Raw genomic sequence first — 17,108 nt, 5'->3', positions numbered from 1 at the left:
GCGTCCTGCCGCGGGTCAGGCCTGGCCGCTCGGGCGGCGCATCGGCCGCAGGGCCGGGCGGGCCTTCTTCGGCGCGGGCGCCGCCTCGCCCCCGGGCAGGACGGCGGCGAGGGCGGCGACCGTTGGCGCGTCGAACAGCGTGCGGATCGGCAGTTCCGCGCCGAGGGTGGCGCGGATCCGGCTGACCAGCCGGGTGGCGAGCAGGGAGTGGCCGCCGAGGTCGAAGAACCGGTCGTCGATGCTGACCGTCTCCACGCCCAGCACCTCGGCGAACAGGGCGCACAGCTCCCGCTCGCGCTCGGTGCGCGGGGCGCGGCCCTCGGCCGCCCCGGCGTACTCGGGTGCGGGCAGGGCCCTGCGGTCGACCTTGCCGTTGGCCGTGACCGGCAGGCTGTCCAGGACGACCACGGCGGCCGGGAGCATGTAGGCGGCGAGGCGGTCCGCGACGAAGGCGCGCAGCTCGCCGTCGGTGGCCTTGCCGGTGGCGTACACCACCAGGCGCTTGTCGCCCGGCTGGTCCTCGCGGACCACCGCGAGCGCCTGGCCGACGCCCTCGTGCGCGGTGAACGCCGCCTCCACCTCGCCGAGTTCGATCCGGAAGCCGCGGATCTTGACCTGGTCGTCGGCCCGGCCGAGGAACTCCAGGACGCCGTCCGCCGTCCAGCGGGCGAGGTCCCCGGTGCGGTACATCCGGCCGCCATCCCCGTCGAAGGGACAGGCGACGAAGCGCTCGGCACTGAGCGCCGGGCGGCCGACGTAGCCGCGGGCCAGGCCGGCCCCGGCGATGTACAGCTCGCCCGCCACCCCGGCCGGGACGGGCTGGAGCGCGGCGTCCAGCACGTACAGCCGGGTGTTGGCCAGCGGGCGCCCGATCGGCACCACGTTCGGCACCACCGCGGCGTCCGGCATCGGGTACTGGGTGGCGCACAGGGTGGTCTCGGTCGGCCCGTACAGGGCCCGCACCGCGATGCCGGGGACGGCCTCCAGCACCCGGCGCACGGCCGGGGCGGAGACCACGTCGCCGCCGGTCAGCACCTCGCGCACACCGGCGAAGATGCCCGGGTCCTCCTCCGCGATGACCCGGAACAGACCGGCGGTGACGTGGACGTGGGTGAGCGCGTGCTCGCGGACCAGCCCGCGGATGGCGGCCGCGTCCAGGTCGCCCCGCGGCGCGACGACCACCTGGCCGCCGGAGAGCAGCGGCACCCAGATCTCGTAGGTCGAGGCGTCGAAGGCGTGCGGCGCGTGGAACAGCACCCGCAGGCCCTCGTCGTGCCGCCAGCACGGGTCGGTGGCGAGCTGCACCACGTCCCGGTGGCTGATCGCGATGCCCTTGGGCTCCCCGGTGGAGCCGGAGGTGAACATCACGTACGCGAGCTGCTCCGGGTGGGGCGCGGCCCGGTGGGCGCGCCGCTCGCGCGGACCGTCGAACCAGCCCTCGGTGAGCGGCAGGACGGGGCAGGGGGCGTCGGCGGCCAGCGGGTGGTCGCGGTGCGCCGGGTCGACCAGGACGAGCGCGGCGGCCGTCTCGGCGGTGATCCGCCGCAGCCGCTCGGCCGGGTGCTGGTCGTCCAGCGGGACGTAGGTGCCGCCCGCCTTGGCCACCGCGAGGATCGCGGTCAGCAGGTCGGCGGAGCGGTCCATCAGCAGGACCACCGGCGTTTCGGCGCCGACCCCGGCACCGGCCAGGTGGGCCGCCAGGTGCTCGGCCCGGGAGTCCAGTTCGGCGTAGCTCAGCCGCTCGGTGCCGAAGACCACGGCCGGCGCGTCGGGGGTGGCGGCGGCCCGCGCCTCGAACAGCTCCGGCAGGGTCGCGTCCGGGACGGGCGCGGCGGTGTCGTTCCAGCCGGTGAGCAGCTGCTCGCGCTCGGCCGGGGCGAGGATCCCGATGCCGCCGATCGGCGCGTCCGGGGCGGCCGCGGCGGCGCGCAGGACGCGCAGCAGCCGCTCGCCGAGGGCGGTGGCGGTGGCGTGGTCGAAGAGGTCGACCGCGTACTCGACCGCCACCGTCAGGCCCGCCTGCGGGCCCTGCTCGGTGAACCGGAAGGACAGGTCGAACTTGGCCACGTCCAGCTCGAAGGGGTGCTCCGCGCAGCCCAGGCCGCCGAACTCGGCCGGCACCGTGACCCGGCTCTCCAGCGCCACCAGGGTCTGGAAGAGCGGGTGGCGGGCGGGGGTGCGGGTGGGGTTGAGGTGCTCGACCAGGCGCTCGAAGGGGATGTCCTGGTGGTCGTAGGCGTCCAGGTCGGCGCGCCGGACGCGGTCGAGCAGCTCGCGGAAGGTCGGGTCGCCGCTGGTGTCGGTGCGCAGCAGCAGGGTGTTGACGAAGAAGCCGACCAGGTCGTCCAGGGCCTCGTCGGTGCGGCCGGCCACGGGGGTGCCGAGCGGCAGGTCGGTGCCGGCGCCGAGGCGGGTGTAGAGGGTGGCGACCGCGGCCTGCAGTGCCATGAACAGGCTGGCGTTCTGCGCCGCCGCCAACTCGCCGAGCGCGCCGTGCAGTTCGGCGTCGACGGTGACCTCCACCAGGCCGCCCCGGTGCCCCGGCACGGCCGGGCGCGGACGGTCGTAGGGGAGCGCCAGCTCCTCCGGGGCCTCGGCCAGGGCCTGCTGCCAGTAGGCGAGTTGGTCGGTCAGCAGGGCGCTGGGCCGCTCGTCGGTGCCGAGCAGCTCGCGCTGCCAGAGGGTGTAGTCGGCGTACTGCACCGGCAGCGGCGCGCGGGTGGGCGCGGCGCCGGCGGTCCGGGCCTGGTAGGCCTCGGCGAGGTCGCGGAAGAGCGGCCCGACCGACCAACCGTCGCTGGCGATGTGGTGCATCAGCACCAGCAGGACGTGCTCGTCGTTCGGCAGCGACAGCAGGGTGGCGCGCACCGGCAGGTCGTGGGCGAGGTCGAAGACCTCCTCGCCGGCCGCGACCAGGGCCGCCCGCAGCTGCTTCTCGTCGGCCACCGGCACCTGGCGCAGCGACAACCCGCTAGCCTCGACGACCTGTTGGTGCGGCTGGCCGTCGACGGTCGGGAAGACGGTGCGCAGCACCTCGTGCCGCTCCACCACGTCCCGGACGGCCTGCTCCAGGGCGGGCAGGTCGACGGCGCCGGTGAGCCGGACCGCGACGGGGGTGTTGTAGAGCGCGCTGGGGCCCTCGAACTGCTCGATGAACCACAGGCGTTGCTGGGCGGAGGAGAGCGGAACCCGCTCCGGCCGCTCGGCCGGCCGCAGGGCCGGGCGGGCCGTCGCGGAGTCGGGCAGGGCGGCGGCCAGCAGGGCCACCGTCGGGTTGTCGAAGAGCGTGCGGATCGGCAGCTCGGCGCCGAGGCCGGCGCGGATGCGGCTGACCAGCTTGGTGGCGAGCAGCGAGTGGCCGCCGCGGTCGAAGAAGTTGTCGTCGATGCTGATCCGGGCCAGCCCGAGGACCTCGGCGAACAGCGCGCACAGGGCCTGCTCGGTGGCGTTGCGCGGCTCGCGCCCGCCGTCGGCGCCGTTGTAGTCGGGCGCGGGCAGGGCCTTGCGGTCGACCTTGCCGTTGGGGTTCACCGGCAGTTCGTCGAGGACGACGATCGCGGCGGGCAGCATGTAGCCGGGCAGCCGCTCGGTGACGAAGTCGCGCAGCGCGTCGGCCCGCACCTCGCCGGTGACGTACGCGACCAGGCGCTTGTCGCCCGGCTGGTCCTGGCGGACCGCCACGCAGACCTGGCCGACCGCCGGGTGGGCGGTGAACGCCGCCTCCACCTCGCCGAGTTCGATCCGGAAGCCGCGCAGCTTGACCTGGTCGTCCGCTCGACCGACGAACTCCAGTTCGCCCGTGGGCGTCCAGCGCACCACGTCGCCGGTGCGGTACATCCGGCCGCCGGGCTCGCCGAACGGGCAGGCGACGAAGCGCTCGGAGGTCAGGCCGGGGCGGCGGACGTAGCCGCGGGCCAGGCCGGAGCCGCCGATGTACAGCTCGCCGGGCACGCCGACCGGCACCGGGCGCAGCCCGGCGTCCAGCACGTACAGCCGGTTGTTGGGCAGCGGCCGGCCGATCGGCACGACGGCCGGCACCTCGGCGGCCGAGGTCATCGGGAAGTGCGTGGCGAAGGTGGTCGTCTCGGTCGGCCCGTAGACGTTGATCAGCCGCAGCCCGGGGCAGCTGTCCAGCACCCGCCGCATGGCGACCGGCGAGGCGATGTCGCCGCCCGTCCACACCTCGTGCAGCCCGGTGAAGGTCTCCGGGGCCTCGGCGGCCAGCACGTTGAAGAGGCCGACGCTGATCCAGGCGGAGGTGGTCCGCTCGTGGCCGATCACCGCCGCCAGCTCGGCGATGCCGAGCCGGCCGGCCGGGGCGATCACCAGCTGGCCGCCGGAGAGCAGCGGGGTCCAGATCTCGTAGGTGGAGGCGTCGAAGGCGGAGGGCGCGTGCACCGGCAGCCGCTCGTGGCCGCCTCCGGTGAACTGGCCGCCGAGCGCGAGGTCCACCACACCGCGGTGGGTGATGGCGATGCCCTTGGGCACGCCGGTCGAGCCGGAGGTGTGCATCACGTATACCAACTGGTCGGCGCGCTGCGGCAGTCCGAGGTTCTCGGGGTGCTCCTCGGCGTGCGGGTCGAGCACCGTCAGTCCGGCCAGCGCGGGGTGCTCGCGGTGGGCGGCGTCGGCCAGCACCAGGGCGGCCCCGGCGTCGTCGAGGACGGTCCGCAGCCGGTCGGCGGGCTGGGCGTCGTCCAGCGGGACGTACAGGCCGCCGGCCTTGAGCACGGCCAGGATCGCCACCACCTGGGCGGCCGAGCGGTCGATCATCAGCGCGACCGGCGTCTCCCGGACCACCCCGGCCTCGACCAGCCGCAGCGCCAGGCCGTTGGCCCGGGCGTTGAGCTGGGCGTAGGTCAGCTCGGCGTCGTCCGCGGTGAGCGCGAGCGCGTCCGGGGTCGCGGCGGCCCGCGCCTCGAACAGCTCGGGCAGCGAACCCTCCGGCAGCGGGGTGCTGGTGCCGCTCCACTCGGTGACCAGCTCGGCGCGCTCGGCCGCGGTCAACACCTCGACGGTGCCGACGAGTTCGGCCGGGTCGGCGACGATCCGGCCGAGCAGGGCGAGGAAGCGGTCCAGCAGGGCGCGGGCCTCCCCGGTGGTGAAGGCGTCCGGCTGGTGGTCCAGTCGCAGCTGGAGGCCGTCGCCGGGGGTGAGGGCCAGCACCAGCGGGTAGTGGGCGCTGTCGACGTCCTCGACCAGGGTGACGCGGGTGGCGCCGCTCGGGTCGGCGTCGTCCAGCGCGGACGGGTCCGGGTAGTTGCCGTACACCGTGACGGTGTCGAACAGGCTTCCCATGCCGGCGAGTTGCTGGATCTCGGTGAGGCTGAGGTGCTGGTGGTCCAGCAGCGCGGACTGCTCGTGCTGGAGGCGCAGCAGCAGCTGGCCCCAGCTCTCCGCCTGGTCCAGGCGGACCCGCACCGGCACGGTGTTGATGAGCAGGCCCATCATCCGCTCCACGCCCGGCAGGTCGTGCGGCCGGCCGGAGACGGTGGTGCCGAACAGCACGTCCTCGCGCCCGGTGAGCCGGGCCAGTAGCACGCCCCAGGCCGCCTGGACCAGGGTGTTGAGGGTGACGCCGTAGCGGCGGGCGGTGCGGGCGAGGGCCTCGGTGCTCTCCGGGGAGAGCCCGGTGTGCAGGCGCAGCGGCAGCTGCGGGACGGCCGCCGAGCGGCCGGGGGCGAGCAGGGTGGGCTCGTCGGCGCCGGCCAGGGCGTGGGCCCAGGCAGCGCGGGCGGTGTCGCCGTCGCGCCGGGTGATCCAGCGCAGGTACTCGCGGTACGGGGCGGCCGGGGCCATCGGCTGCTCGAAGTACAGCGCCCACAGCTCCTCGGCGAACACCGGGGTCGACCAGCCGTCCAGCAGGATGTGGTGCGCGGAGGCGATCAGCTGGTGGCGCCCGGGGGCGAGCCGGAGCAGGGTGTAGCGCAGCAGCGGCGGGCGGTCGAGGTCGAAGCGGCGGCCGTACTCGGCGGCGGCGATCCGCCCGGCCTCCGCCTCCGGGTCGGCGTGGCCGCTCAGGTCCACGACGCTGAAGGGCAGTTCGACGCCGTCCGGGACGACCTGCACCGGCGGGCCGTCGTGCCGCTGGTGGAAGGCGGCCCGGAGGTTGGGCTGGCGCACCAGCAGCGCCTCGGCGGCGGCGCGCAGCCGGTCGGCGTCCACCGGGCCGTCGAGGTCGAAGGTGACGACCGAGGTGTAGACGTCCGCGCCGTCGGCGTCGTACGCCGAGTGGAAGGCCATGCCCTGCTGGAGCGGCGAGGTCGGCCAGACGTCGACCAGGCGGGCGGGGGCGTGGTGGGCGGCGAGCCCGTCCAGCTCGTCCTGGGTGACGGCGACCAGCGGGAAGTCGGAGGGGGTGTGCCCGCCCGCGTCCGGCCGCTCGGCGTGCTCGGCGAGCGCGCTCAGCGCGGCGAACCAGGCCTCGGCGAAGGCCTGCACCCGCTCCTCGGAGAGCAGCCCGGTGGCGTAGGACCACTGGGCGACCAGCAGCGGGCCCTGCGGGGTGTCCACGGTGGTGGCGTCCAGGCCGAGTACCCGGCCGAGGGCGAGGCCGGTCGCGGCGCCCTCGGACATCGCCTCGGTGCCGGCGAGCACGTCCTCGGCGGTGACGCCCTCGGGCGCGAAGCGGCCCAGGTAGTTGAACTCGATCTGCGGGTCGGCGTGCCCGGCCAGCGCGGCGGCGGTGTCCGGGTTGAGGTGGCGCAGCAGGCCGAAGCCGATGCCGTTGTCGGGGACGGCGCGCAGCTGCTCCTTCACCCGGCCGAGGGCCCGGCCGAGTGCGGGGCCGGCCGCGGTGACCTCGGACCAGGGCAGCGCCCCGGGGGCGAGCCGGACGGGGTAGACGGAGGTGAACCAGCCGGCGGTGCGGTGCAGGTCGACGCCGTCGACGACCTCCTCGCGGCCGTGGCCCTCCACGGTGACCAGCACGGCGCCGTCGGGCCCGGTGGTCTCCTGGCCGCGCCAGTGGCCGAGGGCCAGGGCCAGTCCGGTCAGCAGCACGTCGTTGACCTGGGCGTGGTAGGCGGCGGTGACCTTGGTGAGCAGCGCCCGGGTGGTCGCGGCGGGCAGCACGAGCCGCAGCAGGCCCTCGGTGGCGTAGGTGTCCTGGGCCGGGTCCAGCGGGCGGTCGCCGAGCAGCGGGTCCGGGGTGGCCAACGCGGCCTGCCAGAGCGGGAGTTCGGCGGCCCGGCGGTCGGTGTTGGCCTCGGCGGTGAGGCGCTGGGCCCAGCGGCGGAAGGAGGTGGGCACCGGGGCGAGCTCGACGGCGCGGTCCTCGCGGAGCGCGGCGAGCGCGCCGAGCAGGTCCTCCTCGACGATGCGCCAGGTGACGCCGTCCACCACCAGGTGGTGGATCACCAGCAGCAGCTGCGAGGGCTGCTCCGGGCCGGCGTCGAAGCGTACGGCCTGGACCATCCGGCCGTCCTCGGGCGACAGGCGCCCGCGGGCGGCCTCGGTCTCGGCGCGCAGCGCGTCCGCGTCGGCCCGGCCCTCGACCCGGCGCAGCACGGCGTCGGCGGGGACGGTGCCGGGCTCGGGCACGTGCAGCGTCCAGGGGCGCTCGGCGAGCGGGGAGGTGCGGGCGCGGAACAGGTCGTGGTGGTCGAGCAGGGCCTGGACGGCGGTGGTCAGGTGCTCCCGCGTGGTGCCGGCGGGCAGGGTGAGCAGGGTGGACTGGTAGAAGCTCTCCACCGCGCCGTGCTGGGCGGCCAGCCAGTGCACGATGGGCGTCGGCGGCACCTCGCCGAGGCCGGACCCGGCGGGCTCGACGACGACCGGCCCCTCCAGCGGACGGGCGATCAGCGCCAGCTTCTCGACGGTCGGGGCGAGGAACACCTCGCGCGGGGTGAGCTGGAGGCCCGCGTGCCGGGCCCGGGAGACCAGCTGGATGGCCACTATGGAGTCGCCGCCGAGCTCGAAGAAGGAGTCCGTGACGCCCACCCGGGGCAGGCCCAGCACCTCGCCGAACAGCCGGACCAGGGTGTGCTCCAGCTCGCCGGCGGGGGCGCGGCCGTCCTCCTCGCCGGCGCCGAACACCGGCGCGGGCAGGGCGCGCTTGTCCACCTTGCCGTTGGGCGTGAGCGGCAGCCGGTCGAGCACCACGACGACGGGCACCATGTGGTCGGGCAGCCGCTCGGCGCAGTACGCCCGCAGCTCGGCCGGGTCGGCGGCGCCGACGGTGTAGCCGACCAGGCGGCGCTCGCCCGGGCGGTCCTCGCGGACCAGCACCACGGCCTGGCGCACCTCGGGGTGGGCGGAGAGGGTCTGCTCGATCTCGCCGAGCTCCACCCGGAAGCCGCGGATCTTCACCTGGTCGTCGGCCCGGCCGAGGAAGTCCAGCTGGCCGTCCGGGCGGTAGCTGCCGAGGTCCCCGGTGCGGTACATCCGGTCGCCGGGCTCGCCGTACGGGTCGGCCACGAAGCGCTCGGCGGTCAGGCCCGGGCGGTTCAGGTAGCCGCGGGCCAGGTGCGGGCCGGCCAGGTACAGCTCGCCGACGGTGCCCGGCTCGACCTGGCGCAGCTGCTCGTCCAGCACGTGGATGCGCACGTCCTGGCAGGGCCGGCCGATCGGGGGCAGCTCCTCGCCGGTGAGCGGCTCGCTCATGCTGACGATGACGGTGGCCTCGGTCGGCCCGTAGCTGTTGAGCATCAGCCGGCCGCGGCCGCAGCGGGCGGCCAGCTCGCGGGAGACCGCCTCGCCGCCGCCGATCAGGGTGCGCAGCGAGGGCATCGGCAGGTCGGGCAGGGTGGAGATCATCGCGGTGGCGACGTCGGCGTGGGTGACGCCGAACCGGTCGATCAGGGCGGCCAGCGGCTCGCCGACCAGCTGGCTCTGCTCGCGCGGCAGCACCAGGGCGGCGCCGGTGGTGAGGGCCACGGACAGGTCGGAGACCGAGACGTCGAAGCTGAGCGAGGAGGCCTGGAGCACCCGGCTGCCGGGGCCGACCCCGGTGGCGGCGACCTGGGTGCCGACCATGCTGGGCAGCCCGGTGTGGGTGACGGCCACGCCCTTGGGCACGCCGGTGGAGCCGGAGGTGTAGATGACGTACGCGGTGTTCAGCGCGCTCACCGGCCGTACCCGCTCGGCGGCGGTGAACCGGTCCCCGGAGCGCGCGGCCAGGTCGGCGAGGTGCTCGGCGGAGTCGAGCAGCAGCCGGGGGGCGCCGGTCTCCGGCAGCTGGCCGGCGGCCCCGGCGGTGGTGAGCACCAGGGCGGCGCGGGAGTCGGTCAGCATGTGGCGCAGCCGCTCGGCCGGGTAGGCCGGGTCGGCGGGCAGCCAGGCGGCGCCGGTCTTGGCGACGGCGAGGATCGCGGCGATCGCCTCGGGGGACTTCGGCAGGGCCAGCGCGACGACGTCCTCGGTGCCCAGGCCGCGGGCGGCCAGCACCCGGGCCAGCCGGTTGGCTCGGGCGTCCAGCTCGGCGTACGTGAGGGTGGTGCCCTCGGCGTACAGGGCGGGGGCGTCCGGGGTGCGGGCGACCTGGGCGTCGACCAGCTCGGTGAGGGTCGGGCGGGTGTCGGGGCGGGCCAGCCGGGCGGCCAGCGCGGCGGGGGTGGGGGCGTCCGCCAGGACGGACGGTTCCAGGCGGACGCCGAACTCCTCGTGCACGCGGGCCAGCAGCCGCTCGGCGGCGGGCCGGTCGCCGCCCAGGTCGTAGAAGCCCGCCGCGGGGTCGACCGACTCCCGGCCGAGCACCTCCGCGAACAGTCGGCACAGGACCTCGGCCGCTTCCGGCCGCTGCTCGGATCTGTGCGTCTGCTGGACCCCGGACATGTGACTCTCTCCCTCGTGCGGCTGGCTCCCGCGGTGGCGGGAGCGGCGAGCTGGGTTGACCCCGGGGCGGTCGGCCCGGGGGTCGGCGGAGCGATGTTGCGGTCGTCTTGCGGTGCTGCGGTGTGCTTCGTGTGACGTCCGTGCGGCACACGGGTGCGGTGCGGCGGTGCGGAGGGTGGTGGCGCGCCGGTGCTGTTCGATGCACGCGCGTAGACGTCGGACACGGGACCGCGCCGGCGGCGTGACGGTGCGGCCGCGCGGCGGTGACGGGGTGCTGCGGTGGTGTGGTGAGGCGGTGTCGGCGGGCTCCGGCGGTGCGGTGCGCCGACGACCGGGCGAGCGGCCTGGTGAGGGGCCGCTCGGGTGCGGGGCGGTGCCGGGTGAGCGGCGGTCTGCCCCGGGTGCGTTGCCGAGGTGGTGCGCTGTCAGGCGGTGCTTTGCCGGGTGGTGCCCTGCCGGATGGTGCTGTGCCGCCGAGGTGGTGCGACCGGGTGAGCGGCCGTTCGGCGCGGATCCCCGTCCGGCGGCCGCGCGGTGCTCAGCGGTCCGACGGTCGGTGGGCGGTGGCCGGGGTCAGTGCTCGGACAGGTGCGCGATGAGGCTCTTCGGCCGCAGGTCCTGCCAGTTCTGCTCGACGTAGTCGAGGCAGTCCTGCCGTCCGGCGGCACCGAACACCTGCTGCCAACCGGCGGGCACCGGGCTGAAGGCCGGCCACAGCGAGTGCTGGCCCTCGTCGTTCGTCAGGACGAGGTAGCTGGCCTCGGCATCCTCGAACGGGTTCGCCATCGTCGGTTCCTCTCTGTTCGTAGCTGTGCAGATCTGGTTCGTAGCCGTGCAGAGCAGTGCGAGAAGGGGAGGAGCAGGGTGGTCGGACGTGACCGGATGTGATCAAACGGAGCCGCGGCTCACGGACCCCAGCCGGAGTCCTCGCTGGGGGCGTCGTGGGCGGTGACGGAGACCGTGGACAGGTGCGGCTGGGCGTGGAGCTGGAGGCCGACCACGGCGGCCAGCAGGACGGCGAGCATCCCGAGCATCTTGTGGACGCGGACGGCAAGGCTTGGCATCGCGAATTCCTCTTCCTGAGGAGGGCGGTCTGCCCTCTTCGCTCTGAAATGCATCCTGCCGAAGCCCCAAACGTGCTTGGAAGCTCTCACTGTGATCGTGAACACGCAATGCGGGAACCGGAAGCCCGGTCAGATCATGCCAAAAACAGACAGACATGATCCAAGTCGTACCTGGGTCTGTCAGATCAGTGGTGGGAACTCCGTGGGCGCGTGGGACATCGCGGAGGACATCGCGGGGCGGAAGCGGGTACTCCGGCCCGCCGCAGCGAGCCCCGGCGCAACTCCTCCCGGACGGCGGGCCAGTCCTCGACCCACGGCCGGCCCGTCCCGGTCGGCGACTCCAGGGCGAGCGTCGCCAGGTAGGCGCGCTTGAGCGCCGCCCGTTCGTCCTGCACCCGCCCCGCGGACTGCTCGATCCGGCGCAGCCGGGCGTGCAGCCGCTCCAGCGCGCCCCCGCCGGTCAGCAGCCGCCGCGCCTCCGGGCCGAAGCGGAAACCGGGGGCCAGCAGCGGCCAGGCCGACCGCCACACCCGGAACACCTCGCGGTGGCTCGGCCCCCACTCCCGCTCGGCCTGGGCCAGCCGCTCCAGCGCCGCCGCCTCGGTCGGCGCCGTACAGGTCTCGCGCAGCGCCCGTGAGAGCGCGCCCCAGTCCTCGCCGGGCGCGTGCCGCAGCGCCGCGTGCAGCAGGTGCGCCACCGAACCGTGCACCACCGTGCGCGGCCACTGCTCGGCCGCCGCCTCCGCCAGCACCGCACCGGTGCCGCCCACCAGCACCCAGACCTCCCGCACCCCGCGCTCGGCGAGCCCCGCCAGCACCTGCGGCCACTGCTCACCGTCCGCGGCCGGCCACAGGCCCAGCACCTCGCGCCGGCCCTCGGTGGAGACCCCGAGCGCCAGGTGCACCAGCGGCCCGCCCGAGCGGCCGCTGCGCACCGAGTCGACGAAGACCACCGGGTAGACCGGGTCGAGCCGCCGCCCGCGCCGCTCGGCGAGCTCGTCCAGCACCTGGTCGGTGATGGCCGAGACGGTCTCCCGGCTCAGCTCCACGCCGTACACCTCGGCCAGGTGCGCCACCAGCTCGCCCGAACTGAGGCCGCGCGCGGTCAGCGAGATCACCAGCCGGTCGAGCCCGGGCAGCCGCCGGGCGCGGGGGAGGACGGCCTTGGGGGTGAAGCTGCCCTCGCGGTCCCGGGGCACCCGCACCTCGACCGGGCCGATCTCGGTGAGCAGCCGTCTGGCCCGGGCGCCGTTGCGGCCGTTGCCGCCGGGACCGGAGCCGTTGCCGGTGCCGCTGCCGTTGCTGTTGCCGTTGCCGGAGCCGCGCAGGTGCTCCTGGAGTTCGAGCTCCAGGGCGCCCTCGATCAGCTGCTTGGCGAAGGCCTGGAGAATCCCGCCGTCGCCCAGCAGCCGGACCGCGCCGGAGCCGACCTGCGCGGCGGCGGCCTCCGCCAACTGCCGCACCAGGCGCTGGTCCACCAGGCCGGCGAGGGCGGCGGGCGGTGCCGCCGGGTCGGAATCAGCTCGCAACTGGGGGTGCCTTCCGTCTGTAGGCCGTTCCGTGCACCGACCGCCCGCTCCGGACGTCCCGTCGGAACGCCAGGTGCGATGCGCCGGCAATCCCCCGGTCACCGCTGCCGGGTACGGTCACGACCGTGACCCCGGCTCCCCGTTTGCGTGCACGCCCGACTACCGTCAGCCGATGATTTCCGCGCCCTTTGGGCGTACACTCACGGCTGTCGGAGCCCGGGGGGCGGCTTCCGAACGGCAGTCACTTCCATCTTGCCGGTTCGGATGCCTGGCGGTAGCCGGTACGGGCATTCGTGAAACCGCAATGCCGAAGCCGGAAGGATGCCCAGATGTGCCCAAGTCAGGACAACTGCGCGGAAAGGGGAACACCCCAGCTCTGCGACCGGGGCATCGAGTTCTACCGCACGGCGCTGGCCGAGGGGGAGGCGGCCGGCGAAGCCCCCGAATGCCTGCTCGCGATGGGTCTGCTGCGCCCGCTGCCCGGCTCCGGTGACCGGCTCGTCCCCGTCCCGCCCGACATCGCCGCCACCGGACTGGCGCGGCCGCTCGAACTCGCCGTACTGGCCCACCAGGAGCGGCTCGCCGCGCTGCACACCTCCTTCCACGCCGCCGAGCACACCTACCGCGACGTCATGCGGCGCGCCAAGTTGCCGATCCGGCTGCTGGCGGGCGAGGAGATCAACCCCGCGCTGGAGAAGGCCGTCGCGGCCTGCTCCGAGGAACTGCTCACCGCCCAGCCGGGCGGCGGCCGCGGCCCCGAGCAACTGGGCGACGCGCTCCCGCGCGACCTCGCCCTGGCCGGCCGCGGCGTGCGCCAACGCACCCTCTACCAGCACACCGTGCGCTCGCACGGCCCGACGCTGGCCTACATCGAGCAGGTCACCGCCCAGGGCGCCCAGGTGCGCACCCTGAACGAGGTCTTCGACCGGGTGATCATCTGCGACCGCTCCACCGCCTTCATCCCGGCCGGCGCCGACCGCCAGGCCGCCGCGATGCTCATCGAACTCCCGCCGCTGGTCGAGTACCTGCTCAAGATCTTCGAGCTGATGTGGGAGCGCGCCGAGCCCGTCACCTACCAGCAGGGCCACCACCGCCCCCGGCTGCTGACCGCCCGCACCCGGCAGAACGTGCTGCGCCTGATGGTCAACGGCTACACCGACGAGGCCATCGCCTCCCGCCTCGGCATGAGCACCCGCACCGTGTCCAGCCACATCCAGAAGGCCAGCGAACTCCTCGGCAGCCGCAGCCGCGGCCACCTCGGCTACATCATCGCCCGCCAGGGCGTCCTGGACGAACCCCTCGACGAACTCTGACCGGCCCGCGCGCCGCGCGCACCGCCCGCTTCGCCTGCTTCACCCGCTTCGCCACCGCCGGACCCGTCACGGGCCGGCGGTGGCGCTTTCGCGGTGCGCGCGGCCTTATGACAACGGCATTGACGTGTGGCGGCGCCGCCGGTTTCATGGCTCGCACTTCCGGCCCGCGTCCCCCCACGACCGGTACGGGAGCTTCCCCCACACGCGCACCCCACGACCAAGGCGGTGATCCGTTGGCATCGACGGTGAAGGACACGGGCGGCGGTCCGAGAGCGGACGCGGCAGGAACGCACGTCGCGATGCACAAGTCGCTCGGCCTGCTGGACGGGGCGGCGATCGCCGCCTCCAGCACGGCCGCCACCAGCAGCATCGGGATCGGCCTGGGCCTGATGGCCGGGGTGGTCGGCCTGCACCTTCCGGCGATCATGCTGCTGGCCTTCCTGCCGGTGCTCGCCATCGCCGGCGGGTACGGGCGGCTGAACGCCGTCGAGCCGGACGCGGGCAGCAGCTACCGGTGGGTCGGGCGCACCCTCAGCCCCTGGCTGGGCTTCCTCACCGGGTGGGTGAACACCGTGGGGACCGTCGTCTTCATGGCGTACACCACGACCGTCACCGGCTCCTCGATCGTCCAGCTGCTCGACCAGGCCCACGTCCGCAGCGTGGCCGGGCTGCGGCTCGACGCCGACTCCACCGTCCAGTGCACCCTGATCGGCCTGGTGGTGCTGGTGGGCGCCGCGCTGGTCGCGGTGCGCGGACTGGACCTAGCGGCCCGGCTGCAGAAGGCGCTGCTGGTCTTCGAGTACGCCGTCCTGCTCGGCTTCTGCGGCTACGGGCTGTTCGCCGGCGACCAGCCGTTCTCGCTCCAGTGGTTCAACCCCTTCGACATCCCCTCCTTCGACGCCGTCGCCCAGGGCATGGTGCTGGCGGTGTTCTGCTACTGGGGCTTCGAGTCGGTGTTCAGCGTCGGCGAGGAGGTGCGCGACCCGCGGGACGCCTCCCGGGGCGGCCTGCTGGCCCTGGTGGTGATGCTGGCGCTGTTCCTGCTCGCCGGCACCGCCTTCCAGCGGGTCCTGCCGATCGACGAGCTGGCCGACAACGGCGCCCACGGGCTGACCTACTTCGGCACGAAGCTGGCCGAACAGCCGCTGGCCGCACTGCCGTTGATCGCGCTGATGTTCTCCGCGGTGGCCTCGCTGCAGTCCTCGGTGATCCCGACCGCGCGCGGGATGTACGCGATGGGGCGCGACCGGGTGCTCGGCCCGGTCTGGACCCGCCTGCACCCCCGGCACGCCACGCCCGCCGTCGGCACCCTGCTGATCACCGGCGTCGCCGTCGCCCTGGCGCTGGCCTCCATCGCCATCCCGACCGTCAACGACCTGATCTCGGCCGCGGTCAACGCGATCGGCATCGTCGTCGCCCTCTACTACGCGCTGACCGCCGTCGCGGCCGCCGTCCGGTTCCGCCACCTGCTGCGCACCGCCCCGCTGGAGGGGCTGCGCGCGGTGGTCGGGCCGCTGCTGGGCGCGGCGGCGCTGCTCGCCGTCGGCGGCTACCTGGCCTGGACCTTCTACGACTCCACGGACCACTTCGAACTCGCCGCCGACAACGGTTGGTTCGAGCTGTCCGTGGTGATCATGATGATCGTCAGCGGGCTGCCGGCGGCGGCCTGGGCCCGCTGGCGGCGGCGCTCGCCGTACTTCCTGCGGGAGGACGCGGCGGCCGGGTAGCCGCCCGTACGACGTACGACCAGGCACGACCACGCGAGAACGGAGCACCACCCATGACCCAGGCCGATCTGGTCTTCACCCACGGCCCCGTCCACACCGGCGACGCGGCCCGCACCCGGGCGAGCGGGCTGGCGGTCGTCGGCGAGCGGATCGCCGCCGTCGGGCACGACGAGGTCCGGGAGCTGATCGGGCCGCGGACCGAGGTCGTCGACCTCACCGGCAAGCTGCTGCTGCCCGGCTTCCAGGACGCGCACATCCACGCCGTGTTCGGCGGCGCCGAGCTGGCCTCCTGCGACCTCACCGGGACGGTCGGCGTCGCCGACTACCTGGAGCGGATCCGGGCGTACGCCGAGGCCCACCCGGACCAGGAGTGGATCACCGGCAGCGGGTGGTCGATGGAGAGCTTCGAAGGCGGCCTGCCCACCCGGCAGCTGCTCGACTCCGTCGTCCCCGACCGGCCGGTGTACCTCACCAACCGGGACCACCACGGCGCCTGGGCCAACACCCGGGCGCTGGAACTCGCCGGGCTCACCGCCGACACCCCCGACCCGGCCGACGGGCGGATCGAGCGCGAGGCCGACGGCACCCCCGGCGGCACCCTCCAGGAGGGCGCCACCGCCCTGGTCGCCCGGCTGCTGCCGCCCGCCACCGCCGCCGACCGGCTGGCCGGACTGCTCCGCGCCCAGCGGCTGCTGCACTCGCTCGGCATCACCGGCTGGCAGGACGCGCTGCTCGGCGAGTTCAACGGCCAGCCGGACCCGTCCGACGCCTACCTGGCCGCCGCCCGCTCCGGCGCGCTCACCGCCCGGGTGACCGGCGCGCTCTGGTGGGACCGGGACCGCGGCGCCGACCAGATCCCCGACCTGGTGCGGCGGCGCGGGGAACTGGCCCACGGACGGTTCCGGGCCGGCTCGGTGAAGATCATGCAGGACGGCATCGCGGAGAACTTCACCGCCGCGATGACCAGCCCGTACCTGGACGGCTGCGGCTGCGCCACCGCCAACTCCGGCCTCAGCTTCGTCGACCCGGAGGCCCTGCGCGGGTACGTCACCGCACTGGACGCGCTCGACTTCCAGGTGCACTTCCACGCGCTCGGCGACCGGGCCGTGCGCGAGGCGCTGGACGCGATCGAAGCCGCCCGCACCGCCAACGGGCGGCGCGGCGCCCGGCACCACCTCGCCCACCTCCAGGTGGTCCACCCGGACGACCTCCCGCGCTTCGCCCGGCTCGGCGCCGTCGCCAACATCCAGCCGCTCTGGGCCGCGCACGAGCCGCAGATGGACGAGCTGACCATCCCGTTCCTCGGGCCGGAGCGGGCCGCCTGGCAGTACCCGTTCGGCTCCCTCCAGCGGGCCGGCGCCACCCTCGCGGCGGGCAGCGACTGGCCGGTGAGCAGCCCGGACCCGCTGGCGGGGCTGCACGTGGCGGTCAACCGGATGGAGCCGGAGGCCACCGACGGGCGGGTCTTCCTGCCCGAGCAGCGGCTCGACCTGGGCTCGGCCATCGCCGCGTACACGGCCGGCAGCGCGTACCTCAACGGGCACGACGACGCCGGGGTGCTGGCCGTCGGGCGGCTCGCGGACCTGGTGGTGCTCGACCGGGACATCCTCACCGGGCCGCCGGAGGAGATCGCGCAGGCCCGGGTGGAGCGCACCTACGTCGGCGGGGAGCTGGTGCACGCGGCGGACTGACCGCGGCAGG

General features: G+C 74.9%; 7 protein-coding genes. 3 read left to right on the top strand and 4 right to left on the bottom strand.

Annotated features, from left to right (window positions below; all coding sequences use genetic code 11):
- Positions 1-15: 15 nt before the first annotated feature.
- From ACFVXH_RS05980 to ACFVXH_RS05965, 4 genes are all read right to left on the bottom strand, one after another.
- A complete protein-coding gene (locus tag ACFVXH_RS05980; protein WP_387820487.1) occupies positions 16-9,774 on the bottom strand; it encodes an amino acid adenylation domain-containing protein in 9,759 nt (3,252 codons plus the stop codon).
- A gap of 573 nt (positions 9,775-10,347) precedes the next feature.
- Positions 10,348-10,560, bottom strand: a complete 213-nt coding sequence (locus ACFVXH_RS05975) for an MbtH family protein (protein WP_049649760.1) — start codon at positions 10,558-10,560, stop codon at positions 10,348-10,350.
- Positions 10,561-10,679: 119 nt separating this feature from the next.
- Complete coding sequence (locus tag ACFVXH_RS05970; RefSeq protein WP_158077742.1) at positions 10,680-10,838, bottom strand: hypothetical protein; 159 nt, start codon at positions 10,836-10,838, stop codon at positions 10,680-10,682.
- Positions 10,839-11,023: 185 nt separating this feature from the next.
- Positions 11,024-12,367: an IS256 family transposase gene (locus ACFVXH_RS05965; RefSeq protein WP_387820483.1), complete on the bottom strand. Its 1,344-nt coding sequence runs from the start codon at positions 12,365-12,367 to the stop codon at positions 11,024-11,026.
- 329 nt (positions 12,368-12,696) lie between these two features.
- Between ACFVXH_RS05965 and ACFVXH_RS05960 the strand changes: the two genes are divergently transcribed.
- From ACFVXH_RS05960 to ACFVXH_RS05950, 3 genes are all read left to right on the top strand, one after another.
- Positions 12,697-13,680: a LuxR C-terminal-related transcriptional regulator gene (locus ACFVXH_RS05960; protein ID WP_387820480.1), complete on the top strand. Its 984-nt coding sequence runs from the start codon at positions 12,697-12,699 to the stop codon at positions 13,678-13,680.
- 299 nt (positions 13,681-13,979) lie between these two features.
- The gene (locus ACFVXH_RS05955; protein ID WP_049649220.1) at positions 13,980-15,407 is read left to right on the top strand and encodes an APC family permease; all 1,428 of its coding nucleotides are present in this window, start codon (positions 13,980-13,982) and stop codon (positions 15,405-15,407) included.
- Between the two features lie 53 nt (positions 15,408-15,460).
- Entirely contained in the window at positions 15,461-17,098 is a 1,638-nt protein-coding gene (locus ACFVXH_RS05950) for an amidohydrolase (RefSeq protein ID WP_387820476.1), read from the top strand.
- Positions 17,099-17,108 lie beyond the last annotated feature (10 nt).

It is taken from the genome of Kitasatospora sp. NPDC058184, from assembly GCF_042883725.1.
Lineage (GTDB): Bacteria > Actinomycetota > Actinomycetes > Streptomycetales > Streptomycetaceae > Kitasatospora.
The sequence above is the reverse complement of the archived record's forward strand: the minus strand, read 5'-3'. Positions and strand labels throughout refer to the sequence as shown.

Bases quoted from the DNA above. Each gene is read 5' to 3' on its own strand.
- ACFVXH_RS05955 (WP_049649220.1), top strand. From the start codon at position 13,980: ATGCACAAGTCGCTCGGCCTGCTGGACGGGGCGGCGATCGCCGCCTCC.
- ACFVXH_RS05970 (WP_158077742.1), bottom strand. From the start codon at position 10,838: ATGCCAAGCCTTGCCGTCCGCGTCCACAAGATGCTCGGGATGCTCGCC.
- ACFVXH_RS05975 (WP_049649760.1), bottom strand. From the start codon at position 10,560: ATGGCGAACCCGTTCGAGGATGCCGAGGCCAGCTACCTCGTCCTGACG.
- ACFVXH_RS05950 (WP_387820476.1), top strand. From the start codon at position 15,461: ATGACCCAGGCCGATCTGGTCTTCACCCACGGCCCCGTCCACACCGGC.
- ACFVXH_RS05960 (WP_387820480.1), top strand. From the start codon at position 12,697: ATGTGCCCAAGTCAGGACAACTGCGCGGAAAGGGGAACACCCCAGCTC.
- ACFVXH_RS05980 (WP_387820487.1), bottom strand. From the start codon at position 9,774: ATGTCCGGGGTCCAGCAGACGCACAGATCCGAGCAGCGGCCGGAAGCG.